Source organism: Collinsella sp. WCA1-178-WT-3 (M1) (genome assembly GCF_009696325.1).
Taxonomy (GTDB): domain Bacteria; phylum Actinomycetota; class Coriobacteriia; order Coriobacteriales; family Coriobacteriaceae; genus Collinsella.
In genome coordinates this window covers 154,505-180,691 of record NZ_VUME01000003.1, presented here as the reverse complement: position 1 = coordinate 180,691, position 26,187 = coordinate 154,505, and the positions used below count along the sequence as shown (strand labels likewise).

Sequence of the window (26,187 nt, the reverse complement as noted above, 5' to 3'; positions counted from 1 at the left end):
GCCATGGGTAAGCCCGGTGCTTTTCTTGATATCGATCGCGTGACCCACGAGCTGCGCCCCGTGGAGGAGCGCAGCCGCGATTTCGATCCGCTGTATGTGGAGCTCGACGACGATGCGCGCCGCGCCCAGGCGAGCCGCTGCATGATGTGCGGCGTGGCGTTTTGTCAGATGGGTGCGAGCTTTGGCAAGGCGCGTCCGAGTGGTTGTCCGCTGCACAACCTGATTCCCGAGTGGAACGAGCTGGTGTATCGCGGTCGCTGGGACGAGGCGGCCGAGCGCCTGTCGCTCACCTCGCCCATGCCCGAGTTTACGAGCCGCGTGTGCCCGGCACTGTGCGAGGCTGCGTGCAACCTGGGTTCGGTCGACGGCCAGCCCACAACGATTCACGATAACGAGCGCGCGATCAGCGACCACGAATGGGCAAACGGCGGCCCGCGTCGCTTTGAGCCGGCAGGGGAGGACGCGCCCTCGGTCGCCGTGGTTGGTTCCGGCCCGGCTGGCCTGGTGGCTGCATGGGAACTTGCGCGTCGCGGTGCCCGCGTGACGGTGTTTGAGCGCGACGACCGCCCAGGCGGTCTGCTCATGTACGGCATTCCCAACATGAAGCTCGAGAAGTCCGTGGTCGAGCGCCGCGTGGCGCTCATGCGCGAGCTGGGCATTGTCTTTGAGCTGGGTACTGACGTTACGAACCCTGCGGTGGCGGCCAAGCTCAATGGTTTTGACGCCGTTGTGGTGGCTGCCGGTGCTCGTACGCCTCGCGGTCTTTTGGCTACGAATGTGGATGCCCCGGGCGTGGTGTATGCCGTGGACTACCTGACGGCTTCGACCGTGTCGGTGCTCGACGGCGACGAGCCCGCGGTGAACGCGCGCGGCCTGGACGTTGTGGTCATTGGCGGCGGCGATACCGGCAACGACTGCGTGGGTACCGCGGTGCGCCAGGGTGCACGCAGTGTGCGTCAGTTTGAGTTCTTGCCGGCCGCGCCCGATAAGCGTGCGGCGAGCAACCCCTGGCCACAGTGGCCCAACGTTAAGAAGACCGACTACGGTCAGCGGGAGGCTATCGCTGCCATGGGCGGCGAGATGCGTGCCTGGGGCGTGGATACGCTCGAGGTATTGCTGGACAAGAAGGGCGCTGCCGCGGGCCTGCGCGTGGTCGATCTGGACTGGTCGGCCGGCAAGCCCGAGCGCATTGCGGGCTCCGAGCACGAGGTGCCGGCCCAGCTGGTGCTGATCGCCTGTGGCTTTACGGGTCCGGAGCACGGCGTGTTTGACGCTGTTGGCGTGCCTATTGCCACGGCGGGTCGTCCGTTGCCCGTGATGGCCTCCGAGGACTCGCATCTTGCGGCTCGCGTGGATAGCGTTGCCGCGGATGCCGCGCCGGTGTATGTGGCCGGCGATGCCCGCAACGGCAGCTCGCTCGTGGTGAGTGCCATGGCCGATGCCCTCGCCTGCGCAGTCGAGGTCGCCGAGGCGCTGGGGCTGTAAGACAATCACGGAGTTACTCAACAATCGAATCGGCAAGGGCTGTCCCCAACGGCCGGCATATAAGGAACGTCCCCAAGTGCCGGCAGCTGGGGACGTTCCTTATATGCCGGCATCCGGGGACGCTCCTTGCGGGTTTGCGAGCGTTTTGCTCGTTTGCCGACGTTTGGCTGCCTACCCGTTGGCGTTTGCGCTCGTTGCGCTCTGCTGTTTATGTGGCGGCTTTAGTTGTTTGCGGACAGCGGCGCGGGTGATTCGTCTAGTTCTACCCGCGATTTTGTGGCAATTTGTATAATCTGCAAGTATCCCGTCAAGTGCTTGGTCAGCATCTGGTTTGCATCCCGATGCCCATTTCGCCCGTGATGGCGGCGACCACCCGCCCTCCTCGTAAGCTCAAATTGAGGTTTATCAGTTTGAGGAGGATGCCATGGCTGATCATGTTTTGGACCGGGGACGTCTGGCCGAGGCCGTCGGTGACGATATTGCCGGCATGGCCCAGTTTTGGATGCTGCGCAAGTTTCAGTTTTTGGAGGCGGCGCGTACACAGTTCGAAGTGATAGTCGATCCATGGCTCAGCTATTGCGAGGAGCCCTCGCAAAATGAAATCATGGCCTATAACATGGCATTTACCGATTGGCTGCTGTTCGAGCGTCCCTATTACCATGGCAAGACGCTGCTTGAGCTGTATGTTGACGAGCCGCCGGCGTCGCTTTCGCCTACTTCGCTCAGACGGCTCGAACAGGTACGCGACACGCACTATTTCTCGCGCTTTGGCATTTTGGACAAGGATCCCGCGACCGGTATGGTCGCGCTGCGCGATACGCGTACTGACCGTCGCTTTGACGTCTACGATCCGCATATCGTGCAAAAGGAGCACTGGCGCGATGGTGCGATTGCGGTGCGCCTCGCGTGCGTCGACGATGTCTGGCTGACGGCGGGGCAGCTCTACCTCTACGACATTGCGCGCCTGAGCGATACGGCGGTCGACGGGCCTGGCGCGGTGCATCCTGAGGACCTAGAAGATGGCTTCGATACCTCGTGTATCAGCTTCTTCTTACGGCTGGTTCGCGACATCATGGGCGCCCAGGGGCGCTACGTAAAGTCACTCAACATCTACGAACAGGAATGGGAGTAGGGGATGGGCATCTGCCGCCTGCCTTGCCTTCTGCCTTTATATCTCGATCTGTAACGTTTAGGGACAAAAAACCGGTCCACCCGTTACAGATCGAGACGAATGCTTGGGCGTTGCTGGGTTGTCTAAATCTGTAACGTTTAGGGGTCTGGAGAACGTCTAACTGTTACAGATTGAGACGTTTGGCACCTAGCTGGGGAAATGTCTCAACCTGTAACATCTACAGGCCAAAATTCGACCTAACTGTTACAGATTGAGACAAAGGTTGGGCGCGGTGCCGAACAATCTAAATCTGTAACAACTAGAGGCTCAAAGACTGTATTCCTGTTACAGATCAAGACATTTGTCAGCGGAGGCAACGGTGACGATGGTCCATTTGTCTGACGTGGTGGTGATGAAAGTGTCTAATACCGTTTTCAAACACAAACATGCAGCACGTAGCACCTTGGCGCGGAATAGGATGCTTGCCAGGCTCACGGAGGCGGCTGAACAAGGCGTGCTGCTTACGACGCACGATAATGCCGAGCTCATGTGGCTGCGGCGCCATGTGGGCACAGACGATATTGCGGAGCCCGAATCGCACCTATTCTGTTTTCAGCATGAATGGGATGTGTTGACGCCGCCGGAGCGGGCTCGGCGGACCATCAAGGGGCTTGCGGAGTTTCATCCCGATTGGGCGTTTTGGGGGTATGACGCCGCGCTGATATGGGGTCTGGAGGTGCCGAATGATCTGCTCGGGCCGCGTTACTTGGTCAAGACGGGTTGTTCGGTGGCGTTGAGTACGGGATATAGGCTGCTGCGTCCGCAGGCGTCGGGTGCGCTTGAGCGCGTCGACGGCGTGCGAGTGACGCCGTTTTGGCGCACGGTGGAGGATTGTCTGCTGCGTGCGCCGTTTTCATATGGTCTGGCGATTGCCGATTCTGCGCTGCGGGCGAAGGGCATATCGCGCGACGACCTCTGCGAACGGCTCCAGGCCGATTGCGAGGGCAGACGCGGGTATCGCAGAGCTCAGGTAATTGCGTCGCATGCGGACGGGCTGTCCGAAAATGGTGGCGAGTCTCGGTTCCGAGCGTTCTTTATTGCATACGGTTTTCCGGTGCCAGAGTTGCAGGTGGAGTTTCGCGATCCGCTCGATTCGAGCCAGGTGTTTCGGGTCGATTATTTCTGGAGGCTCGATGACGGGACGTGCGTGATTGGCGAGCTCGACGGAAGAGGAAAGTATACCCTGCAGGATGGTGGGGATCGGGAGTCGGTCGATCCGTTCGTAGCAGAGCGTCAGCGGGAATCTCATCTGACATTGCTCGGGCACAAGGTGCTGAGGTTCACGTTTGATGAGCTCAAGAACCCGGGGAAGCTGGCTGAAAAGATGAGGCTGGCGGGTATTTCGCAGCGGGCCAATTTGGCTGAGGGATGGAAGCGTCAGTGGTATGGGCGCTGAGGGATACGACTAACGCGGATGTGGTTGTTCCGGACGAGTTTGTCTCGATCTGTAACAACAAGGGGCCGTTTGGCCTCGTAACTGTTACAGATCGAGACAGAAGGTTGGCTGCCGCTAAAAGATCTAAATCTGTAACATCTAGAGGCCGAAAACCTGTCTACATGTTACAGATTTAGATGTTTGATGAAAGGGCTGGAGAATATCTCGATCTGTAACATCTAACGGCCAAAATTCGACCCAACTGTTACAGATTGAGACAAAGGCTGGACGCGGTGCCGAAAGATCTCGATCTGTAACATCTAGCGGTCAAAATTCGACCCAACTGTTACAGATTGAGACAAAGGTTGGCCGCGGTGCCGAAAGATCTCGATCTGTAACATCTGGCTGCTAAAACCTGGTCTACCTGTTACAAATCAAGACGTTTTGCTGGAACGGCTGGAGCATTGCCCTGCTGTCTCCGTTTGCCCTCACATCTCTCTCGTCCCTCCGTTAACCGATATATTCGACTTTAGTTTGCTGCATTAGGTGATAATGGACAAATGTTCAAGTTAATCGTGAGGGAGGAGCTCGATATGGCGTCTGCCGATCGTTCCACGTTGTTTATCAATGCGACCGTCCTGGATGGTTCGGAGCATATGGAGCCGCAGCCCGACATGGCCGTGGCCGTTGAGCGCGGTGTCATCACGTGGATGGGGCCGAGCGCTGTTGCGCAGGCGCCTGCAGGTGCCGAGGTCCTCGACCTGGCCGGGGCGTATCTCATGCCGGGCCTCATCAATATGCATGTGCATCTGTGCGGCTCGGGCAAGCCGGTTTCGGCGGGCGATGCGGGCGCGCTGATGAAGAAGCTCGATAATCCCGTGGGGCGCGCTATCGTGCGCCATATTCTTAAGGGCAGCGCCCAACAGCAGCTGGCAAGCGGCGTGACCACGGTGCGCGGCGCGGGAGACCCGCTGTTTGCCGATCTGGCCGTGCGCGATGCCATCGATGCCGGCAAGTATCAGGGTCCTCGCCTGGTGGCGCCGGGAACGGGCGTTACGGTGCCGGGTGGCCACGGCGCGGGCTTGTTCGCGCAGGTGGCCAACAGTCCCTCCGAGGCGGCCGAACAGGTGCACGACCTGTATGCGCGCGGTGCCGACGTCATTAAACTGTTCGTAACGGGCGGTGTGTTCGATGCGACCGAGGTGGGCGAGCCGGGCGTGCTGCGTATGCCGGTGGAGGTTGCCGCGGCGGCGTGCAAGGCAGCGCACGATATGGGCCTTCCGGTTATGGCTCATGTCGAGAGCATCGAGGGCGTGAAGGCCGCGCTCGAGGCCGGCGTCGATACGATCGAGCACGGCGCTCCGTTGACGCCCGAGATCCTGGAGCTGTACCGCGGCGCCGCGGGAACTCAGCTCGAGGGGCGTGCGCCGAGTGTGACCTGCACGATCAGCCCCGCACTGCCGTTTGTGCTGCTCGATCCGGAAAAGACTCATTCGACCGAAACGCAAAAGAAGAACGGCGATATCGTGTGCTCGGGCATTATCGAGAGCGCTCGTGCGGCGCTGGAAGCCGGTATCAAGGTAGGTTTGGGTACGGATTCGAGCTGCCCGTTCGTGACCCAGTACGACATGTGGCGCGAGGTGGCCTATTTTGCCAAGTACGTGGGCGTGAGCAATGCGTTTGCGCTGCATACGGCTACGCAGGTCAATGCTGAGCTGCTGGGGCTGGGCGGCGAGACCGGTGCGATCGAGTGCGGCAAGGCTGCCGATATCCTGGTGACGCGCGAGAACCCGCTCGATGACCTGTGTGCTCTGCGCGAGCCGATGCATGTGATGTGTCGTGGCGATCTGGTGCGCAAACTCAAGGTGAGGCGTATTCCCGAGGTGGACGCCGAGCTCGACACGATTATGGCCATGCCAGCCGAGGCGCTTGCCGAGGAGCTTGCCCGCGACGGCGTGGCGTAGGTGTGACGGGGGCGGGCCCTTTGTCGCATTCAAAAAAGCCGAGGTCCCAGTGCGAGACCTCGGCTTTTATTTTGTCCTGCGGTATGGCGGCTACGAGCGCGTCTCCATCTTGGCGTGGCACTTGGGGCAGGTGACGCGGATTTTGCCTTTGCCCTTGGGAACGGAGAGCATCTGGCCGCAGTTGGGGCACTTGAGGTATGCCGTGGTCTTGCGACCCTTCCACATCTTCTTGGCCGTGCGCTTGGCACGCTCAAAGTCTTCCTTACTGGTGCCGGCCGCGCGTGAGGTGCTGGCCGCTGCAGCGCCGCCACCCAAGCTGGCGACAAACTTGCCCAAGCCGGGGACCTTAGCCGAGCCGGCGACAAAGGCCTCGTTCTCCTTGCGACGTGCGTCGATGTTTTTGGACAGGCCGCGCAGTACGCCGATCACGATGACGGCGATGGCGATCCAACTGAGCCACTGGACGCGGGCCATCGATCCGATCATCGCGATGACGATGCCGGTAAAACCCATCACGATGGTGAGCTCGTCGGCGCCATTGCGGCCCTTCATAAAGTCATTCATGCAAATTGCCTTTCATTCGATATGCCGCACGCCTTTATACCCGATTTAGAGCAAGGGGGACAGGTTAATCTGCACCAATGTGGTGCAAACATACCCGTCCTCGGAACATCAAGACGGTGCAAAGTGGTCTGTCCCCAATGCGCCGATTACTTAGAGAGCTTGTCGACGACGCGTTCGATCTCGGCGAGCTTCGCGGCTTTGAGGTCTTCGTCGCCCGATTCGATTGCCGAAGTCACGCAGCCCTCGATATGCGCCTTGAGCACGTCGGCGTTAATGCGCGCGAGGAGTGCCTGTGTGGCCATGAGCTGCGTGGAAATATCGACGCAGTAGCGGTCCTCCTCGACCATCCGCAGGATGCCGTCGATCTGGCCGCGCGCCGTCTTGAGCATACGGTTCACCGATTTGTGGTCTGCCATCATGGCGGGTCCTCGTTTCTGGTCGATGGGGTCGAATGCTTCTGGTAGCAGCTAGGCTGCGGTCACGGACAGGGCGTGGAACTTCTCGCCGGCGCTCTCGACGGCGGCAGCGAGCTGCTCAGCGGCCACGGTGTCGGCGCACTCCACCTGTACCGTCTGAGTCTCGTGATCGGCATCGGCGTCGGTCACGCCGGCAACGTTGAGCAGTGCCGTCTCGACGGTAGCGTCGCAGTGGCCACACATAAGGCCGGAAGTCTTAATTGTGTAACGCATGGGTATTCCTCTCTGTTATGTTGGCTTTCCCAGGCACCCGACCTTGACCTTCAAGCCGTCGCTCGCGTACCAAAGTACGCGTCGTTCCTCTTTCAGGTCAATCTCGGGCACCTGGAAAACCCGTTCTAAATGGACGTAATGGTGAGCCTATTTTGCCACTTTAGGCTTAAAGGATTTCAGGCGCAGAGCATTGGACACGACGCACACGCTCGACAGGCTCATCGCTGCGGCGCCAAACATCGGCGAGAGCTGCCAGCCGGTGAGGGGGAAGAACACGCCCGCAGCGAGCGGAATGCCGATGCCGTTGTAGAACAGCGCCCAGAACAGGTCTTGCTTGATGTTGCGAATCGTGGCGCGCGAAAGCTCGATAGCGCGGGCGACGTCCATGAGGTCGCTGCGCATGAGTACCACATCTGCCCCTTCCTTGGCGATGTCGGCGCCGGTGCCGATAGCAAGGCCCACGTCGGCGCGCGCCAGGGCAGGAGAGTCGTTGATGCCGTCGCCCACCATGGCGACCTTGCCGCCCGCATCCTGCAGTTCGCGCACGTGGCGTTCCTTGTCGGCGGGAAGCACGTCGGCAATGACCTGCTTGCTGCTCAGTCCTACGCAGCGGGCGATTGCTTCGGCAGTGACGCGGTTGTCGCCGGTGAGCATGTGCACGTCGACGCCGAGCGAACGCATCGCAGCGATGGCCTCAGCGCTCGTCTCCTTGACCTCGTCAGCTACGGCAATGGTGCCGACAAGCTCGCCGTTCTTGGCAAAGAACAACGGTGTCTTGCCCTCGGCGGCGAACTGCTCGGCAAGACCGGCGGGCACCTCCGCGCCCAGCTCGTTCATCAGGCGAACGTTACCGGCAGCGATGGCGTTTTGTCCCTCGCGCGCCGTAACGCCTCGTCCAGGCACGGCGGCAAAGTCCTCGACCATGCGCGCCACGATTCCGCGCGCCTCGCACTCGGTCATAATCGCCTCGGCCAGCGGATGCTCGCTCGAGCGCTCCAGCGCGGCAGCGAGCTTCAGTAACGCCTTTTCACTCATGGCGGGCGAGCCGTCTGCGCGCGTTGCTACCACGATATCGGTCACGGCAGGTTTGCCGCGGGTGACCGTACCCGTCTTATCGAGCACTACGGTACCCACGCTGCGCAGGTTCTCCAGCGCCTCGGCGCTCTTAAACAGAATGCCCATCTCGGCGCCCTTGCCGGTGCCTACCATAATGGCGACGGGCGTGGCTAGGCCGAGCGCGCAGGGACAACTGATCACCAGCACGGCCACGGCGGAGGTGAGCGCCTCGTTTATGCTGCCGGTCAGTGCCATCCACACCGCAAAGGTCACGGCCGAGATCACGAACACCACGGGCACGAACACGCCGGCGACCTTGTCGGCCATGCGGGCGATGGGCGCCTTGGTGGCGTTGGCGTCCTCGACGAGCTGGATGATCTTGGCGAGTGATGTCTCGGCACCAACCCGCGTGGCGCGGAAGGTAAACGAGCCGGCGCGGTTGACGGTGGCGGCGTTGACGGTGTCGCCGGCGGTCTTTTCCACGGGGATTGACTCGCCGGTGAGCGCACTCTCGTCCACGGCCGAGCTACCCTCGAGCACCACGCCGTCGACGGGGATTGACTCGCCGGGGCGCAGGCGCAGGACCTGGCCGGGAAGGATGCTGTCGACGTCGACGGTGGTTTCGGTACCGTCGTCGGCAACGACGGTCGCGGTTTTAGGCGCCAGGTCGATGAGCGCCTCGATGGCGCCGCCGGTCTTGGACTTGCTGCGCGTCTCGAGGTATTTGCCCACGGTGACGAGCGACAGAATCGTGCCCGCGCTCTCAAAATACAGATTGTCCATGCCTGTCATCATGGCCTCGTGCACCTGCCCCGTGGCCAGCTGGTCGGCCATGATGAACATGGCGTAGAGCGACCAGGCAATGGAAGCGGTGGCGCCCACGGCGATGAGGGCATCCATGGTGGGTGCGCCGTGCGCGAGCGATTTAAACCCGTTGGTAAAGTATGCGTCGTTGACGTAGACGATGGGGATGAGCAGGACGAGCTCGGTGAGGGCGAGCGTCATGCTGTGGATATGGTCGGTGAAAATGCCGGGCAGCGGCCAGCCGAGCATGTGTCCCATGCCTATGTAGAACAGTGGGATGAGGAAGACAATCGAGACGATGAGGCGGGTGCGCATGGCAGAGGCGGCGGCCTCCAGCTTTTTGGTGGGCGACTCCATATGGGCGGCGCCGGACCTGGCTTGCGCGCTGCCGTTTGAGCCGGCGGCACCGGTGCCCGTGCTGACGGGTGAGGCCGAGTAGCCCGCGCGGTCGACGGCGGTGCAGATATCGTCGGGGGAGACCTGCGCGGGGTCGTAGTCGACCATCATGGAACCGGCGAGTAGGTTGACCGCGACGCTTTGGACGCCGTCGAGCTTGCTCACGGCACGGTCCACGTGCGCCTGGCAGGCGGCGCATGTCATGCCGCCTACGTCGAACTTATCTTGAGCCATGGCCTCTCCTTTCTGTGGTTCGGTGTTGGAATTGTTAACCTCTCGATACTATACACCCATACCCCCTGGGGGTGTATGGCAAAAGTTGAAATGTATGACATTCCGATACGGGGGTCGACTGCCAAGTTAGCGCACCATCCTCGCCCTTCGTCTCAATCTGTAACATCTAGTTCCGTTTTTGCCGAGTTGCTGTTACAGATTGAGACAAACAATTCGGCGGTTGCTTAACATCTCGATCTGTAACATCTGGCAGGGAAAATGACCTCTATCTGTTACAGATCGAGATGTTGTTTTGCGAGGTTTTGGTTTGTCTCGATTCGTAACGTGTAGACCTGGTTTTGCCTCGTAACTGTTACAGATTGAGACAATTGGCCCAGACCCGCTCCTCTCGCCCCGTCATCTGTGGTTTACGTGGGGGCATACGGAGTACGGGTATACTAACCGGCGGCGAATCTGCTCCATCGCTTAGAGCTGCTGCGTCTGGACGGCGCGTGATATGGCTGCCAAAGCGATCGCCAGCGTGCTGAGCAACGTCCTCTCTGTGCGCACCCTTTTTGTATGTACTAGCGCACTACCAAGCACGCCCGCGCGGCCGCATGCCGTGCCCCTTGCGCGTGCAGATAAGGAACAACAACATATGCGTAATTCTGTATCCGACGTCACCGACGCCGAGATCCTGGACGAGACCCGCGAGGCCATGGCCCAGGCTGCCTTCGATGCGGCCGACGAGGCCAGCGCCGCCGAGACCGTCGAGTCCGCTACCGAGAACCTGCCCGCCTTTGACGAGCTGGGTCTTTCGGACGAGATACTTCGTGCCATCGAGAACCTGGGTTACGCGGCGCCGACGCCCGTGCAGGCCGGCTCGATCCCCGTGGTGCTCGAGGGCCGCGACCTGCTTGCCGCCGCTCAGACCGGTACCGGCAAGACGGCCGCCTTTTTGCTGCCGACCATGAACAACCTGGAGCACATCGCTCCTCCCAAACCTGTGCGCGAGCGCGGCGGCCGTAACCGTCGTCGCGGTGCTAAAAAGCCCGAGGGCAACGGCCGCGGCCCCGTGATGCTCGTCATCACCCCTACGCGCGAGCTCGCCCAGCAAATCGACGAGGTCGCGAGCAAGATCGCCGACGTCACCGGCCATGTTGCCGTGACCGTTGTGGGCGGCGTGAGCTACAAGCCGCAGACCGCTGCCCTCAAGTACGGCTGCGACATCCTGGTCGCAACGCCGGGCCGTCTGGTCGATCTGATCGAGCAGGGCGCTTGCCACCTGGACGAGGTAAAGGTGCTGGTGCTCGACGAAGCCGACCGCATGCTCGACATGGGCTTTTTGCCCGCCGTTCGCCGTATTGTGCGCGAGACGCCAGCCGAGCGCCAGACGCTGCTGTTCTCGGCGACCCTCGACGAGGAGGCCGTGGGCGAGATCACCGACCTAGTGAGCGACCCGGCCCGCGTGGAGATCGCGCCCGCCACGTCGACCGCCGACACCGTCGACCAGTTTGTGTTCCCGGTGTCCATCGAGGCCAAGAACAACCTGCTGCCCGAGTTCCTCAAAAAGGAAGGCCCGGAGCGCACCATCGTCTTTATGCGCACCAAGCACCGTGCCGACAGCTGCTGCCGTCGTCTGGAGCGCAAGGGCATCAAGGCTGCCGCGATTCATGGCAACCGCAGCCAGGCCCAGCGCGAGCGCGCACTTTCGGCCTTCCGCGACGGTACCGTCGACGTGCTGGTGGCAACCGACGTGCTCGCCCGCGGCATCGACATCAGCGACGTGCGCTACGTCGTGAACTTTGACGTGCCGGCCGAGCCGACCGACTACATCCACCGTATTGGCCGTACGGGCCGCGCCGGCGAGCTGGGCTGGGCCATCACGTTTGTGACCGAGCAGGACGTGGATGAGTTCTACGAGATCGAGAAGCTCATGGACAAGACTGCCGACATCTACGAGGCCGGCGACTTGCACGTGGGCCCCAATCCGCCCGCGGTTGATCCCGAGCGCGACCCTGCGGCCTTTAAGGTGAAGAAGAAGACCAAGCGCGGTAAGTCCAAGAGCAAGAAGAAGCTTGAGCAGGCGCGTCGCGACGGCAAGCGCAACGGCGACGATTACGGCGATGTGGCCGGTCGTTCCAACCGCGGTCGCGATGAGCGTCGCGGCGACAGCGAGCGCCCGAGCCGTCCCAAGCGCGGCGGCAAGACCCGCGTGCGCGAGGGCGTTCAGGCTCGCGTGGACGAGGCCGTGGAGAGCGTGGCCCGCGAGGTGGCTGCCGAGGAGCGTGCCGGTGCTGGTGCCGTCGAGCCGGCCCCGCGCGGCAACCGTGCCGAGCGCCGTGCCAAGCAGTTCCAGGGCGAGGCACATCGCCGTCGCCGCGAGGACGAGGATCGCGGCGGTCGACGCCGTGTTGAGCGCGAGGACGAGGGCCGTGGCTCGCGCGGCGGCAAGCGCGGCGCGGGCGACCGTCGTCGTTCCGGTCGCGATGACGAGCGCGGCGGCCGCGGCGGCGAGTCCCGTGGCGGCAAGCGCTTTGAAGAGCGCGGCGGCCGCGGCGGTGAGCGTCGCGAGGATGCTCGCGGCAATGGCGGCCGCAGTGGCGCCGGCCGTTCTGGCGAGTCGCGCGATCGTCGCGACCCGCGTGCCAGTCGAGATCGTCGCGATGACTGGCGCAACTACGACGATACCCGCGAAGATCGTCGCGGCGGCTATCGCGGCGGACGTGGCAGCAACCAGGCCGGCTCCCGTGGCGGCCGTGCCGGCGGTCGCGATAACCGTGGCAGCTATGGCAACAGCCGTGGCGGCAAGCGCGGCGGCAGCTCCCGTCGCCCCGGTGACGGCGGCGGCAAGCGCAAGTAACATACGCGTCGCGCGGTAAGGCGACACGAGTTTGGGCCTCGAGCAGACTATGCTCGGGGCCCTTTTAGCGGGCTCAGTATTAGGTGGGGCCAGTCTTCTTCGTGGAAACGCGCGGAGACGGTCGTGGCAAGAGATACGGGCTATCGACCTAGTTGGAGATTCGCGTATGCGGGGGGCCGACAATGCGGGGGGCCGACATCAACGCAGGGCATGAGGTTTTCTGCTGACGCGCCGCGGCCGCGATGCCCGGGCGGACACGCCGGGGATTTCGCCCGCTGCCTGGCGCCCTTGCCGCCATCCGGCGTTCGCGCTCGCATTCTTTTGGATGCGGGCGTGTTTTTCGTGGCGCGCACGGGTCCCCCGGGGCGCGCCGTGCATTTTCGGGAGTTTTCAGCAAGCCGGGGTGGCTGCATACGCGCCGGAATCGTCTTTTTGAGCCAGCGGGATCCTTCGGCAGGCGATTTGGGTTGGCTGACGGCGTCCGGCGCGGCGATAACGCGCGTTTCGCGTCGCGCCGTGCCCCAAAACGACGCCAATCGCGCGGCGTCCACGATTCGCGGCACCGCCTGCGGGGGCCGCGATGCTGAAAACTCCGGTTTTTGCACGGTCCAAGCGGGGGTACGTTGGGACGAGAAGGGGTGCCCCCGTCTTTTTATGCATGGCATAAGCAAAATTATGCAAGACAATAGGGCGCCATGCGCCGGATACCCAGCCTGGGCGCGCCATACGCCGACGCTTAGGCCCTCGATATCTCGGACATCATCACGCTCTAAATACTAACCCAGCAACAAAATAATCCGTCTTTTCTCCGTCCCCATGGGACCGGGTGTGGTATTCTATCTGCCGGGTATAACTTAGGAATACCAAGTAATACCAACGCCGCAGAAACAAACTCCAGATGCGGGCCAATCGGGTTGCCTTCACAGCCCGTCGCCCAGCCGCGTGGCCCGCATCTATCCGCACTACCGTTGTTTCAAAGAGGAAGCGCCATGGCAGAACACATGACCCCGGTTGTCGCGAAGGTCTTGCCCGAGGAAAAGGCGGCCTTCGCGGCGGCAACCCAGCTCGTGGGCACCACGCCGTCCAACGCCATCCGCATGTTTATCGCCGCGTTCAATCGCTGCGGCACCTTCCCGTTCGACATCTCGCCCAGCGGGGCCTTTGGCACTGCACCCGATTCTCATCAACAATGACTGTCCCAAACTGCCGGTACTTGGGGACGTTACTTGTCTGCCGGCAGTTAAGGAACGTCCCCAAGTACCGGGTTTTGAGGAGGCTGGCATGCTCAATGCGATAGCGTGGGCGCTCGCCTGTTTTGGCGTTGTCGCTGCCGATATAGCCCTGAGCGTCGTTTTGTTCTCCGCCCTTGGCGTCGCATCGGTGTTCATGGGTTTTTCGATCGATGACCTCGACATTCAATTGCTTCAGGCCGCCGCTCAGACGGCGTCGTTTTTGATGGCGCTGCTGTGGTGGCGTTGTCTGTGGCCGCGCTCGTTTATGGCGCGTTCGCAAAGCGAGCATCCGCTCGGCGGGGGAGCGCGTGGGGCGTGGAAACGCATCGCCTGCGTTATCGTGATCGGTCTTGCCCTGCAGGTGGTCGTTAGCTACGTGACCGACGCCGTGCTGTCGCTGTTGCCCGATGCCGCGGCCGACTACAGCGAGCTTGTCGAGGAAACGGGCATGGGCGATACCAGTCCTCTTGCCGTCCTGACCACGGTGCTCGGCGCGCCGTTTTGCGAAGAGCTCCTGGTGCGCGGTGTTATCTTTGAGTTTTCGCTGCGTGCGTTTAATCCCCAGTGCCGTCCGCTCTGGAAGCGCCGGCGTCGTGCGAGTGCGCAAGACGGCGCCATAGTGCCCTGGGCGGCCCTAAGCACGTGGGGTGTCGCCGCGGCGATTGTGCTGCAGGCGGCAATCTTTGGTTTTATGCACATGAATTGGGTGCAGGGTTGCTACGCGGGTGCCGCCGGCCTCATCTTTGGTTGGGTGCTCGTGACGACCGGAAAGCTCCGCTACACGATCCTGCTGCACTTTGCTTTTAATGCCGGGTCGTATCTCATGGGCCTGCTGTGGTTTGTGAACACGCCGCTCGACGTGGCAATTACGGTCGCTATCGCCGGCGTCATCCACGTTGAGGCAATGCGCTCGCTGCGCCACGCGTGTGGGATGGACGCAGCGAGCGCACTGCTGCCTTAGTTGCGGCGACCGCCTCCGTTGGCACCCTGACGCCCCTGAGCCGCACGGTTGCGCCCGGCGGTGTTCTGCGCGCGCGACATGCCGCCGTGGTCCTTGCCGCCCTTGGGCCCCCTGGCTCCAGCGCCGCCAGCGCCACCGTGGCCCTTGCCGCTCTTCTTACCGGTGCCATGTCCGCCGCCGGCAGATGCCTCGCCCGGGCGTGGCGGCACGGGGCGGATCAGGCAATGCTTGGTGTAGCCGATCAAATCGCGACGCCCGGCTTTCTCTAGCGCCTCGCGCACGAGCTTGTAGTTCTCGGGCTTGCGATACTGGATGAGCGCGCGTTGCATGGCCTTCTCGTGCGGGTCGCGCGCCACATAGATCGGCTCCATGGTGCGCGGGTCCACGCCGGTGTAGTACATGCACGTCGACATGGTGGACGGCGTGGGGTAGAAGTCCTGCACCTGCTCGGGCATGTAGCCCATGTCTCGCACGGCCTCGGCAAGGTCCACGGCTTCCTTCATCGTCGATCCGGGGTGGCTCGAGATCAGATACGGCACCACGTACTGCTTGAGTCCGTACTCGCGGTTCAAGCGTTCAAATTTACGGCAGAATGCGTCGTAGACGGCTCGGCTCGGTTTGCCCATCACGGACAGCACCGCGTCGCTTACGTGCTCGGGTGCTACGCGTAGCTGGCCCGAGACGTGGTGCTCCAGCAGCTCGCGCAAAAACTCGTCCGAGGCATCGGCCATGGTGTAGTCGAAGCGGATGCCGCTGCGGACAAAGACCTTCTTGACGCCCGGCAGCTGGCGCAGGTCGCGCAGCAGCTGGGTGTAGCCGCTCTCGTCGACCACCATGTTCTTGCACACGCTCGGCCACAGGCATCGCTTGTTCTTGCATACGCCGTGCTTGAGCTGCTTGTCGCAGGCGGGACGGCTAAAGTTGGCCGTCGGCCCGCCCACATCGTTGATATAGCCCTTAAACTCGGGATCGCGCGTGAGCAGCTCGGCCTCGCGCATGATCGAGTCGTGGCTGCGCATCTGCAGCACGCGGCCCTGGTGGAAGGTGAGCGCACAAAACGAGCACTCGCCAAAACAGCCGCGGTTGGAGCTAATGGAAAACTTGATCTCGGCAAAGGCCGGCACGCCGCCCGCTGCGTCGTAATCGGGATGCCAATCGCGTGCGTAGGGGAGCTCGGCCACCTCGTCCATCTCGTCGGTGGTGAGCGTCGCCGACGGCGGGTTCTGCACCACATAGACGCTGTTGGGGTAGGGTTCTACCAGGCGATGTCCGGTGATGGGGTCCATATTCTGCTGCTGCACGTTAAAGCTGCGCGCGTAGTTGAGCTTGTCGGCGGTAAGGTCGTCCCAACTGGGCAGCAGGTCGTAGTCGTAGACCTCGTCGAGCGAACCCGTGCGGTAGACGGTGCCGTTGATATAGGTAATCTGATCGACGGGCAGTCCCGCGTCGAGCGCGTCGGCGATCTCGACAATCGCGTGCTCGCCCATGCCGTAGATGAGGATGTCGGCGCCCGAGTCGAGCAGTACCGAGCGCTTGAGCTTGTCCTGCCAGTAGTCGTAGTGGGCCAAGCGACGCAGGCTTGCCTCGATGCCGCCGATGATGATGGGGGCGTCTTTGAATGTCTGGCGGATGAGGTTGCCGTAGACCGTGACGGCACGGTTGGGGCGGTGCCCCTCCTCGCCACCGGGGGTATAGGCGTCGGTGTGGCGGCGGTGCTTGGTCACCGAATAGTGGTTGACCATGGAGTCCATGTTGCCGGCGCTGACGAGAAAGCCCAGGCGCGGCTCGCCGAGCACGGTGATGCTGGCGGGGTCGGTCCAGTCGGGTTGGCAGATGATGCCCACCTTGTAGCCGTGCGCGTCGAGGACGCGGCTGATGATGGCCATGCCAAAGCTGGGATGGTCCACGTAGGCGTCGCCGCAGATGTAGACAAAGTCGCACTGGTCCCAGCCGCGCGCATCCATGTCGGCGCGGCTGACGGGGAGGAACTTATCGCGGCCCGGGCGCCAGGGGCGGACAGGCGCTGCCGGGACATGCGCGGGGCGCGAGCCCTGGGCTTTGCTTCCACGCTTTTGCTGCTGGCCGCGTTGGGCATGCTTGCCGTGCTGGTTGTGCTGAGCGTCCTGGGGCTTTTTTGCCACGATTCCTCCCGGTGTTTGTATGCTGCACGTAATTGTAACCAGTCTTTTTGGGACGGGGCTAAAAAGACTGGTGGAGTACACGAGGTGTCGGGTGTCGATGCCGCGCCCGCCGTTTGTTTCCAGACGGTGTATCTGCGCGTTGGGGAAGCCGTCTCGCGGGCGCGCCATGTTGTCAATGGGTTACAGTATGAACGGCGGCTATGTTTCCGCCAACGCACGAGAGAGTCGTCAACAAGGAGGGCGCACGACGATGCAGCGTGCCAAACAGATATCGGAGTCTATTGAGTTGGGCATCATCTTGGCGCTCGCCGGTGGCTTTATGGACGTTTATTCGTACATTGGGCGCGACCATGTTTTCGCCAACGCGCAGACGGGCAACATCTTGCTGGTGGGCGTGAGTATCTCGGAGGGCAATTGGGCGCTCGCGGGGCGCTATTTCTTCCCTGTGGTGTCGTTTGCCGTGGGCATTATGCTTGCCGACCTGGTACACGAACGGTTTGGCAGCGTGATTCACTGGCGCCAGGTGACGGTGTTCTTTGAAGCCGTCATCTTGCTGGGCGTGAGCTTTATCCCCGGTGGCGGCTACAACTTGCTCGCCAACTGCCTCATCTCGTTTGCCTGCGGTATGCAGGTCGAGAGCTTCCGCAAGATCCACGGTCACGGCATTGCCACGACCATGTGCATCGGTAACCTGCGCAACGCGCTGCAAAACGTGGACGACTACATCATCACCCACAAGCGCGGCTTTTTGGAAAACGGCCTGCTGTACTTTGGCGTGATCTTTACCTTTGTGTTTGGCGCTGTGCTGGGAAACTGGTGTATTGAGCGCATGGGGCTGCACGCTATTGCGGTGGCGAGCGTGCTGCTGTTCGTGGCGTTTGCCATCATGTTTATCGACCGCGAGCGCGACCTGCGTTTTCGCTGGAAGCGCGCCTGCGAAGATTGGAAAGAGGCCTGCCAAAAATAGCGGCATGATGTGGCAAGGGGCTGACCCCTTGCCACACTGATCAATAATGGGGAGGGGGCGGTCATCTCGGCCGCCCCTTTTTTGTTTAGTGGTCAGGCGGTGACGATACCAGTTGTTGAAACGCTTTAAATAATCTGATGTTCTCACGCGTTTTTCGCTTCAAAAGCGTTAGGATGGGAGCCATAGCGTGGGGCGTAATGGGTGCCCCGCACACGATGGGAGGATATCAATGGCTAATCGTTTCGTTCTCAACACCATTTCTTATCATGGTTCCGGCGCCATCAAGGAGATCCCCGGCGAGCTCCAGCGTCGCGGCTACAAGAAGATTTTCGTCTGCTCCGACCCCGATCTGGTCAAGTTTGGCGTTACCGCTAAGGTGACCGACGAGCTCGACGCCGCCGGCATCGCTTGGAGCCTCTACTCTGAGATCAAGCCCAACCCCACTATCCAGAACGTCAAGGACGGCGTCGAGGCCTTCAAGGCCGCCGAGGCTGATGCTATCGTGACCGTCGGTGGCGGCTCCTCTATGGACACTGCCAAGGCCATCGGCATCATCATCAACAACCCCGAGTTCGCCGATGTCCGCAGCCTCGAGGGCGTTGCTCCCACTAAGAACCACGCCGTGTTCACCATCGCCGTGCCGACGACCGCCGGTACCGCTGCTGAGGTGACCATCAACTACGTCATCACCGACCCCGAGAAGGTCCGCAAGTTCGTGTGCGTCGACACCAACGACGCCCCCGAGGTCGCCGTCGTCGACCCCGACATGATGGCTTCCATGCCCGCCGGCCTGACCGCTTCCACCGGCATGGACGCTCTGACCCACGCCATCGAGGGCTACACCACCAAGGGCGCTTGGGAGCTCTCCGACATGTTCCACTTTGAGGCCATCAAGCTGATCAGCGAGAACCTGCGCGACTCCGTTGCCGAGGCCAAGTCCGGCCAGCCCGGCTCCGGCCGCGAGGGCATGGCTCTTGGTCAGTATGTCGCCGGCATGGGCTTCTCTAACGTTGGCCTGGGCATCGATCACGCCATGGCTCACACCCTGTCCGCTCACTACGACACCCCGCACGGCGTCGCTTGCGCCATGCTGCTGCCGATTGCCATGGAGTTCAACAAGCCGGTTTGCGCCGAGCGCCTGGCCAAGGTCGCCGTCGCCATGGGCGTTGACACCACGGGCATGAGCACCGATGAGGCTGCCGACGCCGCTATCGCCGCCGTTAAGCAGCTCTCCGCTGACGTGAACATCCCGCACGTCTGCGAGGCCATGAAGGCTGACGAGATCGAGGTCCTGGCCAAGGACGCCATGGCCGATGCTTGCTTCCCGGGCAACCCGCGTGAGGCGACGCTCGACGACGTCATCGAGCTCTTCAAGAAGATCTGCCCGGCTGCCTAACATGGTTCGGCGGGCCCCTGCCCGTTACCCCCACAATCGTCCTCGGACATGTCGGAGGCCCCGCTGCACACTACGTGCGGCGGGGCCTCCTTCTGTCCTGCGGAAAGATTCTGGGGCCAACGGGCGGGGCCCGCCGGCGTTATCGTGGTGGGCGCTGCTCTGAGAAGCCCGATGGGTTGTCTCGCTAGGTAAAAAGATGGTTCGCGGTGGTATTGTTGCCGTGGGTTTAATTCGATATGAAAGGGTGACTTTGGTGTCCAAGATGGATTCTATGCTCTCCTATATTACTGACCAGTTGAAGGCGCTTACCTCGATTGCTTCGCCTACGGGCTATACCCGTGCGGCGACTGATTATCTAATGGAAACGTTGCGCGATATGGGCTTTGGCCCCGAGCGTTCCAATAAGGGCAACGTGCTGGTTGAGCTTGGCGGCGAGGGCGAGCCGCTTGTGTTGGCGAGCCATGTCGATACCCTGGGCGCCATGGTGCGCTCCATTAAGGACAATGGTCGCCTGCGTCCCACGACGCTCGGCGGGCATCAGTGGTCTACGGCCGATGGCGAGAACTGCACCGTCTACACGCGCGATGGCAATGTGTACACGGGTGTGGTCCTCAATACCGAGCCTTCGGCGCACGTGGCCGACGAGCCGGTCAAGACCATCGAGAAGAACATGGAAATCCTGCTCGATGAGAATGTCGACAGCAAGGATGACGTGCTTGATCTGGGCATTCAGACGGGCGACATCATCGCTATGGATCCGCGCACCACGGTGACGGAGAGCGGCTATATTAAGAGCCGCTTCTTGGACGACAAGCTGTCGGCCTCCATTTTGCTGGGCTTGGCGCGTGCCGTCGCCGCTGGCGAGGTGTCGCTTTCGCGCAAGGTGTCGCTGCTCTTTACGGTGTACGAGGAGGTCGGCCACGGTGGCGCTTTCGTGCCGGCCGACACGCGCGAGATGATCAGCGTGGACATGGGTTGCGTGGGCGACGACCTAGGCTGTACCGAGCGCATGGTTTCGATTTGCGCCAAGGATTCGGGCGGCCCCTACAACTACGATCTGGTGACCACGCTGTCCAATATCGCGCGCGAGCTGGAGCTCGATTACGCCATCGACGTGTACCCGCATTACGGCTCAGACGTTGAGGCCACGCTTTCTGCCGGCTACGACATCCGTCACGGCCTGATCGGCCCCGGCGTGTACGCGAGCCACAACTACGAGCGCAGCCACATGGACGGCGTGCGCAACACCTACGAGCTGGTTCGCGCCTACGTTCAGCGCTAGGGGAGCAGCTTGCGACTCGGCTGACCAATCGCTAAAGCCCGATTTCTCGGGCTTTTTTCGCTTTGGGTCGTTTAGTATTATGATATATGTAATCTATTAACTAAACGTGTAAATTGCTTAACGAGGTGATGCGGTGTATGGATACGTCTGAGTACTTGTCTATGGGTGATGCTGCCCGTCTGCTGGGCGTTACGAAAGCCCGCATATCTCAACTTGCCGCATCGGGAACGCTCGCGTGCGATATTGTGGGCGGACGGAAGATGGTCGAGTACAATTCCGCGGTCGCTTATCAAAAGGTCCGCAAACGTGGACGCCGTCCTGCGGCCGATGTGGGGCGCAAGTTTACGCTGATGTCGGCCGACCATGAGGTCGCGCATGTCTCATTTGATCCGTCGCGCGAATATCCCTTCGAAATCGCGGAGGTCCTCGATGCACAACGAATGCCGTTTGGCACGTGCTCGAGCTCTTCTCCTACGGTGAATAAACGGGAGCTCAACGTGTGGTGGAGCCATCGGTCGGTGCCTGACGTCCGCCCCGGACTCGTCTCGCGCTATCGTGAACTGGGAATTGCCAGTGGCATCGAGGTCCCGGTTCAGTGCCTGGGCCTCTCGCTTTCGGATTGCTATTGGCTGCGGCCGGCAGAATGCGACGGGCTCAAATGGCGAAACCTCAATTACTTCGAGAATGATTTTGAGCGATCGGCGCCCGAGGGACGTTCGGGTTGGCTGGAGGGCATCGGTCTTAAAAATCCGGATAACACGTCCGAGGGCGAGCTCCCTAAATCGTGGATGATTCGCAATGCTGTTCGCGTTCTGGTCAAGGGGTGCGGCATGGACGACCAGCGTCCCTTTAACGAGGCGGTTGCAACGGCTCTACATCGTCGCTTGTTGTCGGAGGGCGAGTTTGTTCCTTATACGGTTGGGCGGATGTTCGATGGCCCTGTGTGTCTGTGCGACGACTTTCTTGACGGCCGCGAGGAATACGTTCCGGCTGTTTACGTTAAGGGCGCACTTGGTAGCCAGCGGGGAAACTCGACATACGACCGGTACTGCCGCTTCCTTGGTAAGCATGGAGCAGACGAGGCTGCCGTGAGAAGGTCTATGTCGCAGATGATTGTCTGCGATGCCCTTTTGGCCAACAGCGATCGCCATTGGCGAAACTTCGGCATCATCCGCAATGTCGACACCCTGGAGATAAGGCCTGCTCCGCTGTTCGATAGCGGCAACTGCCTATGGTACAACGTACCAACTGCCGTGCTCGCAGCTGGGGAGTTTGGGTTTTCTGCTAAGCCGTTTGGGCCCGACCCTTCCGTCCAGCTGGCGCTTGCGGACTCACTCGATTGGTTCGATTCATCGCGGCTCAACGGATTTGTTGATGAGGCGATCGAGATTCTTTCGCAGAGCGAATGGGCCACAGCGGAGGGCCGGCTCGAGTCCATTTGCCGCGGCCTCGAGCGTCGCGTTATCGAGGTGAATGCTGCTGTTGAAGTGCTTCGACACGTGCGGCGATAATCCTGCGGCTACCTGATGGCGGCGGTTACGGTGCCGCCGCCCAGGACGACGTCGCCGCGATAGATAACGACGGCCTGGCCGGGGGCGACGGCGCGCTGCGGCTCGTCAAAGGTCAGAAGCATCTGTCCGTCGGCGCCACGTGTAAGGGTCGCTGCCTGGTCCTTTTGACGGTAACGGTACTTGGTGCCCACGCGAATGTCGCCGGACGTGAGCTCTGCCTCCATGCGGTCGGCAGGGGCGCTCCAGATCCAGTCATTGGCCGTGAGTGCTGTCGCCGTCAGGTCCTCAGCCTCGCCCAGATGCACAATGTTGTTGGCGGCATCGACGCCCGTTACATACACGGGGCGCGCCATCGCGACGCCCAGGCCCTTGCGCTGGCCGACGGTATAGCGCAGCGCGCCGTTGTGGCGTCCGACCACGCTGCCGTCGCGCCATACAATATCGCCTGGCTCGGCGGCATGCCCGCAGCGGCGCTCGATATAGCCCGCGTAGTCGCCGTCCGCGATAAAACAGATATCCTCGCTCTCGGCCTTCTTGGCGTTGATGAAGCCCTGCTCGGCGGCAATGCGGCGCACGTCGCGCTCTTTGTCCAACCCTGCCAGCGGAAAGATTGTGCGTGCCAGGCGCTCTTGCGTGAGCGAATACAAAAAGTAACTCTGGTCCTTCTTGGAGTCTTCGCCGCGGTGCAGCTGCCAGGTGCCATCGGGCGCTTGGCTCGTTTTGGCGTAGTGACCCGTGGCAATGTAGTCGCAGCCCATATCGAGTGCCGCGTCGAGCAGCGCGCCAAACTTAATATGGCGGTTGCAGATGATGCACGGGTTGGGCGTCAGCCCCTCCTGATAGGCAGTCACGAAGCGCTCGATAACGTTGCGGTCGAAGGCCTGCTGCAGGTCGAGCACATGGTGAGGTATCCCCAGGCGATCGGCGACGGCCTTTGCATCGGCGATGTCACGGTCGACCTTGCTCATGCCCGTGACGGGATCGGGCGCAGGGCAGGTGAGGCGCATAGTGGCTCCGACGCATTCGTAGCCTTGGCACTTGAGCAGATAGGCAGTCACGCTGGAATCGACGCCGCCGCTCATGGCGACGAGCACGCGCTTGTTGTGCATGGGGAGGTTCTCCTTGGTGGCATGTGGCCAAAAAAGAAAAGCGGCGCGGGAGGCTGGTTCCGCGCCGCAGACATTGTAGCAAGTTCGGGCGTCTCGTGGGACACCCTGACGGGATGGGCTCAGACCGCCGGGAGAGAGAGGAGGCAGGTTCGTCCCTGAGCTCAACCTATGGGAAAAAAGGCTCTAGTCCTGGAACAGTGCCGTGGACAGGTAGCGCTCACCGGTATCGGCGAGCAGTGCGACGATGGTCTTGCCCTCGTTCTCGGGGCGCTTGGCTAGCTGCAGCGCGGCCCACACGGCGGCACCGGACGAAATGCCCACGAGCACGCCCTCCTTGTGGCCCACGGCGCGGCCGGTGGCAAAGGCGTCGTCGTTCTCGACGGGGATTATCTCGTCATAGACCTGGGTGTCGAGGACGTCGGGCACAAAGCCGGCACCGATGCCCTGGATCTTGTGCGGACCGGCCTGGCCCTTGGAGAGTACCGGGGAGGTGGCGGGCTCGACGGCGACAACCTGAATCTCGGGGTTCTGCTCCTTGAGGAACTCGCCCACACCGGTCACGGTGCCGCCGGTGCCAACGCCGGCGACGAAGATGTCGACCTTGCCGTCGGTGTCGTCCCAGATCTCGGGGCCGGTCGTGGCCTTATGGATGGCGGGGTTGGCGGGATTCACGAACTGTCCGGCGATGATGCTGTTGGGGGTCTCCTTCTGCAGCTCCTCGGCCCTGGCGATGGCGCCCTTCATGCCCTTGGAGCCGTCGGTGAGCACGAGCTGTGCGCCGTATGCCTGCATAAGCTTGCGGCGCTCGACGGACATGGTTTCGGGCATGGTGATGATCACCTTGTAGCCGCGAGCCGCCGCCACCGAGGCGATGCCGACGCCGGTGTTGCCGCTCGTGGGCTCGATGATGGTATAGTCGCCGCCGCGCACGAGCTTGCCGGCCTTCTCGGCCTCGTCAATCATGTTCTTGGCGACGCGGTCTTTGACGGACCCGGCGGGGTTGAAGTATTCCAATTTGACGAGCACGCGGGCCTTGAGGTCCTCATCGGCCTCAAAGTGAGTGAGCTCCAAAAGCGGGGTGTGGCCGATAAGCTGATCGATGGACGTATAAACCTTGCTCATGGTGAACCTCCAAAGTGTTCAAATGACTGGATACCGTGTGGTTTTACGGTGGCCTAGTAGCTAAACCCATAAACCTTATAGGTTGTTTGTTTAGCTGTTGGCAAGCATAGTAGACACTAAAGCCTAGTAATGCAATAGGAAATAGGAGATTATTACGAGCTGATTAACCACCTTGACTGGAATGGGTATTTTCAAAGCCAATTTTTCGGCTAGAATTTCAACGGATTAAAAGACCGAAAGGCAGCACTATATATGTTGGTTTCTACTAAGGGCAGGTACGCCCTGCGCGTTATGGTCGACCTGGCCGAGCACCAGGCGGCCGGTCGCATCCCGCTCAAAGAGATCGCGGCGCGACAGGGGATTTCCGAGAAATATCTCGAGAACATCTTGGCTACGCTCGTGCGCGCCAACATGCTTTCGGGCATGCGCGGCAAGGGCGGCGGCTACGTGCTCACGCGCCCGCCCGAGCAGTACACGGTGGGAGAGATCTTGCGCCTGACCGAGGGCAGCCTGGCGCCGGTCGCCTGCCTGGATGGCGACTGCAAGGGCTGCTCGCGATCTGATGAGTGCCCCACGCTCGACGTGTGGAAGAACCTGGACAAGCTCATCAACGACTACCTCGACGGTGTGACGCTCGATGCGCTCGTCGCCCCCAACGGGGGCTACGACTACGTCATCTAGCCCCACCAGCCATTTGGGGACGGGGTAGAAATGGTAGATTTTCTTGTCCTCTGAGGCTTGACAAAGGCGAAGGCTGTCCATCGTTGCGATGGACGGCCTTCGTTTTGGCGTGTTGTGGCGGTCCGTATCCGGTTGCTTTAGTTCCTGGCGATGCTGTCGAAGATGCTTCGAGTGATGGACACCAAAATGCTACCCATAAAGGCCGACCCAAAGCCGGCAATGGAGATGCCCGCGCCCAGCAGATTTACCGATAGGTAGCTGGCAAGCTCGAGCATAAAGCTGTTGACTACAAGCTGAAAAATACCCAGCGTGATAATGGTGAGCGGCAGCGAGATGACCGTCAGGAGCGGCTTGACGAGCGAGTCGACGACGTTGAGGAACAGTCCCACAAAGGCAAAGCAGACCCAGGCGTCGGCCATGCCGAAGGGCTGAATGCCGGGGACGAGGAACGTGGCGATCGCGATAGCGATTGAGGTCAAAAGCCAGTTGAGCAAGAAGCGCATGGTGGGTTCCTTTCCGGTGCGCGTGACGTGTTGGTGGCGCGTAAGCTCGTTTGCCGCGGCGAATCGGATGGTTGCCTTGGCGTGCGCCTCTGCGTTGGGCGCCCATTGTCTCAGATATTCGTGGAGCTTGCGTGCGCATTTGGTTTCAAAACGGCGTTCGTCCTAAAAAACGCGCCGCTAACAGAGAGTCTTGTCACTTTAGTTTGGTGGTGTGCTAAACTGCTACGGGCAAAAGCCACATGCGTTGCCCTATTGCATAGAATGGGCGAACGATGCCCGGTGCCAGTATCAACTTCGATGCCTTTTGGCGGGTTTGGCGGTGATCGATGAATATCGAGAACATGTTTGACAAGCCTGATGTCAAGCAGCTAGTCCACGCATTTAGCCTTTTGGACGACGAGAAAGATATCCAAGCGTTTTTGACCGATATCTGCACACCGCGCGAGATTTGCGATCTATCGCAGCGTCTGCAGGTCGCGCGCTACCTGGACGAGGGCGAGCCCTATGTCGAGGTTCAGGTCCGTACCGGCGCTTCGTCCACCACGGTGAGCCGTGTATCCAAGGCGCTCAACGGCGAGTACGGTGGCTACCGCAAGATCCTCATTAAGCTGGAGGATGGCGAATAGGCCGCGGCAAAACGAATTGTGAAAAACCGCTCCTCCGGGGGCGGTTTTTATATGCCGAATAATTGGTGCTAAGGGG

At 61.4% G+C, this 26,187-nt stretch carries 21 protein-coding genes; 13 read left to right on the top strand and 8 right to left on the bottom strand.

Features of this window, described 5'->3' with window-relative positions; translation table 11 throughout:
• Positions 1 to 3 precede the first annotated feature (3 nt).
• The 4 genes from FYJ40_RS03315 to FYJ40_RS03300 all read left to right on the top strand — a co-directional run bounded on the left by FYJ40_RS03315 (position 4) and on the right by FYJ40_RS03300 (position 5,995).
• A complete protein-coding gene (locus FYJ40_RS03315) occupies positions 4 to 1,485 on the top strand; it encodes a glutamate synthase subunit beta (RefSeq protein WP_154515971.1) in 1,482 nt (493 codons plus the stop codon).
• 424 nt (positions 1,486 to 1,909) lie between these two features.
• Positions 1,910 to 2,617, top strand: coding sequence for a hypothetical protein (locus tag FYJ40_RS03310; protein ID WP_154515968.1), 708 nt, complete (start codon positions 1,910 to 1,912; stop codon positions 2,615 to 2,617).
• A gap of 358 nt (positions 2,618 to 2,975) precedes the next feature.
• Positions 2,976 to 4,052 carry a hypothetical protein gene (locus FYJ40_RS03305; protein ID WP_154515965.1) on the top strand — a complete coding sequence of 359 codons (1,077 nt, stop codon included), beginning with the start codon at positions 2,976 to 2,978 and terminating at the stop codon, positions 4,050 to 4,052.
• Between the two features lie 572 nt (positions 4,053 to 4,624).
• On the top strand, positions 4,625 to 5,995 hold the full coding sequence (locus tag FYJ40_RS03300) for an amidohydrolase family protein (protein ID WP_229770642.1): 1,371 nt from the start codon (positions 4,625 to 4,627) through the stop codon (positions 5,993 to 5,995).
• Positions 5,996 to 6,085: 90 nt separating this feature from the next.
• Here the strand turns inward: FYJ40_RS03300 and FYJ40_RS03295 are convergent, their stop codons facing one another.
• From FYJ40_RS03295 to FYJ40_RS03280, 4 genes are all read right to left on the bottom strand, one after another.
• Positions 6,086 to 6,559 carry a hypothetical protein gene (locus FYJ40_RS03295; protein ID WP_154515959.1) on the bottom strand — a complete coding sequence of 158 codons (474 nt, stop codon included), beginning with the start codon at positions 6,557 to 6,559 and terminating at the stop codon, positions 6,086 to 6,088.
• 146 nt (positions 6,560 to 6,705) lie between these two features.
• Positions 6,706 to 6,978 carry a metal-sensing transcriptional repressor gene (locus tag FYJ40_RS03290; RefSeq protein ID WP_154515956.1) on the bottom strand — a complete coding sequence of 91 codons (273 nt, stop codon included), beginning with the start codon at positions 6,976 to 6,978 and terminating at the stop codon, positions 6,706 to 6,708.
• A gap of 48 nt (positions 6,979 to 7,026) precedes the next feature.
• On the bottom strand, positions 7,027 to 7,248 hold the full coding sequence (locus FYJ40_RS03285; RefSeq protein WP_154515953.1) for a heavy-metal-associated domain-containing protein: 222 nt from the start codon (positions 7,246 to 7,248) through the stop codon (positions 7,027 to 7,029).
• A gap of 147 nt (positions 7,249 to 7,395) precedes the next feature.
• Positions 7,396 to 9,738, bottom strand: a complete 2,343-nt coding sequence (locus FYJ40_RS03280; RefSeq protein ID WP_154515950.1) for a cation-translocating P-type ATPase — start codon at positions 9,736 to 9,738, stop codon at positions 7,396 to 7,398.
• Between the two features lie 637 nt (positions 9,739 to 10,375).
• On the opposite strand from FYJ40_RS03280, the gene FYJ40_RS03275 reads away from it, so the two are divergent.
• The 3 genes from FYJ40_RS03275 (at position 10,376) to FYJ40_RS03265 (ending at position 14,773) form a co-directional block, all read left to right on the top strand.
• A complete protein-coding gene (locus FYJ40_RS03275; RefSeq protein ID WP_154515947.1) occupies positions 10,376 to 12,580 on the top strand; it encodes a DEAD/DEAH box helicase in 2,205 nt (734 codons plus the stop codon).
• 989 nt (positions 12,581 to 13,569) lie between these two features.
• Positions 13,570 to 13,773: a hypothetical protein gene (locus FYJ40_RS03270; protein ID WP_117647680.1), complete on the top strand. Its 204-nt coding sequence runs from the start codon at positions 13,570 to 13,572 to the stop codon at positions 13,771 to 13,773.
• An 88-nt stretch (positions 13,774 to 13,861) separates the two neighbouring features.
• On the top strand, positions 13,862 to 14,773 hold the full coding sequence (locus FYJ40_RS03265; protein ID WP_154515944.1) for a CPBP family intramembrane glutamic endopeptidase: 912 nt from the start codon (positions 13,862 to 13,864) through the stop codon (positions 14,771 to 14,773).
• Here the strand turns inward: FYJ40_RS03265 and FYJ40_RS03260 are convergent.
• Positions 14,770 to 16,914, bottom strand: a complete 2,145-nt coding sequence (locus tag FYJ40_RS03260) for a YgiQ family radical SAM protein (RefSeq protein WP_370450583.1) — start codon at positions 16,912 to 16,914, stop codon at positions 14,770 to 14,772. The two genes, FYJ40_RS03265 and FYJ40_RS03260, sit on opposite strands and share 4 nt — an antisense overlap.
• A 250-nt stretch (positions 16,915 to 17,164) precedes the next feature.
• Between FYJ40_RS03260 and FYJ40_RS03255 the strand changes: the two genes are divergently transcribed.
• The 4 genes from FYJ40_RS03255 to FYJ40_RS03240 all read left to right on the top strand — a co-directional run bounded on the left by FYJ40_RS03255 (position 17,165) and on the right by FYJ40_RS03240 (position 22,070).
• On the top strand, positions 17,165 to 17,881 hold the full coding sequence (locus tag FYJ40_RS03255) for a YoaK family protein (RefSeq protein WP_154515938.1): 717 nt from the start codon (positions 17,165 to 17,167) through the stop codon (positions 17,879 to 17,881).
• Positions 17,882 to 18,110: 229 nt separating this feature from the next.
• Positions 18,111 to 19,277: a lactaldehyde reductase gene (fucO, locus tag FYJ40_RS03250; protein ID WP_154515935.1), complete on the top strand. Its 1,167-nt coding sequence runs from the start codon at positions 18,111 to 18,113 to the stop codon at positions 19,275 to 19,277.
• Positions 19,278 to 19,539: 262 nt separating this feature from the next.
• Entirely contained in the window at positions 19,540 to 20,559 is a 1,020-nt protein-coding gene (locus tag FYJ40_RS03245) for a M42 family metallopeptidase (protein ID WP_154516103.1), read from the top strand.
• A 137-nt stretch (positions 20,560 to 20,696) separates the two neighbouring features.
• Positions 20,697 to 22,070: a DNA-binding protein gene (locus FYJ40_RS03240; protein WP_154515932.1), complete on the top strand. Its 1,374-nt coding sequence runs from the start codon at positions 20,697 to 20,699 to the stop codon at positions 22,068 to 22,070.
• Between the two features lie 8 nt (positions 22,071 to 22,078).
• Here the strand turns inward: FYJ40_RS03240 and mnmA are convergent, their stop codons facing one another.
• Both mnmA and cysK read right to left on the bottom strand, forming a co-directional pair.
• The gene (gene mnmA / locus FYJ40_RS03235; protein ID WP_255481727.1) at positions 22,079 to 23,344 is read right to left on the bottom strand and encodes a tRNA 2-thiouridine(34) synthase MnmA; all 1,266 of its coding nucleotides are present in this window, start codon (positions 23,342 to 23,344) and stop codon (positions 22,079 to 22,081) included.
• An 18-nt stretch (positions 23,345 to 23,362) separates the two neighbouring features.
• Positions 23,363 to 24,301 carry a cysteine synthase A gene (cysK, locus tag FYJ40_RS03230; RefSeq protein WP_154515926.1) on the bottom strand — a complete coding sequence of 313 codons (939 nt, stop codon included), beginning with the start codon at positions 24,299 to 24,301 and terminating at the stop codon, positions 23,363 to 23,365.
• A gap of 252 nt (positions 24,302 to 24,553) precedes the next feature.
• Here cysK and FYJ40_RS03225 point away from each other — a divergent pair, with 252 nt between their 5' ends.
• Positions 24,554 to 24,982: an Rrf2 family transcriptional regulator gene (locus tag FYJ40_RS03225; protein WP_154515923.1), complete on the top strand. Its 429-nt coding sequence runs from the start codon at positions 24,554 to 24,556 to the stop codon at positions 24,980 to 24,982.
• Between the two features lie 137 nt (positions 24,983 to 25,119).
• On the opposite strand, the gene FYJ40_RS03220 is transcribed toward FYJ40_RS03225, so the two are convergent.
• Positions 25,120 to 25,485 carry a phage holin family protein gene (locus FYJ40_RS03220; RefSeq protein WP_154515920.1) on the bottom strand — a complete coding sequence of 122 codons (366 nt, stop codon included), beginning with the start codon at positions 25,483 to 25,485 and terminating at the stop codon, positions 25,120 to 25,122.
• A 326-nt stretch (positions 25,486 to 25,811) separates the two neighbouring features.
• Between FYJ40_RS03220 and FYJ40_RS03215 the strand changes: the two genes are divergently transcribed.
• Positions 25,812 to 26,111, top strand: coding sequence for a YerC/YecD family TrpR-related protein (locus FYJ40_RS03215; RefSeq protein ID WP_154515917.1), 300 nt, complete (start codon positions 25,812 to 25,814; stop codon positions 26,109 to 26,111).
• Positions 26,112 to 26,187: the final 76 nt, after the last annotated feature.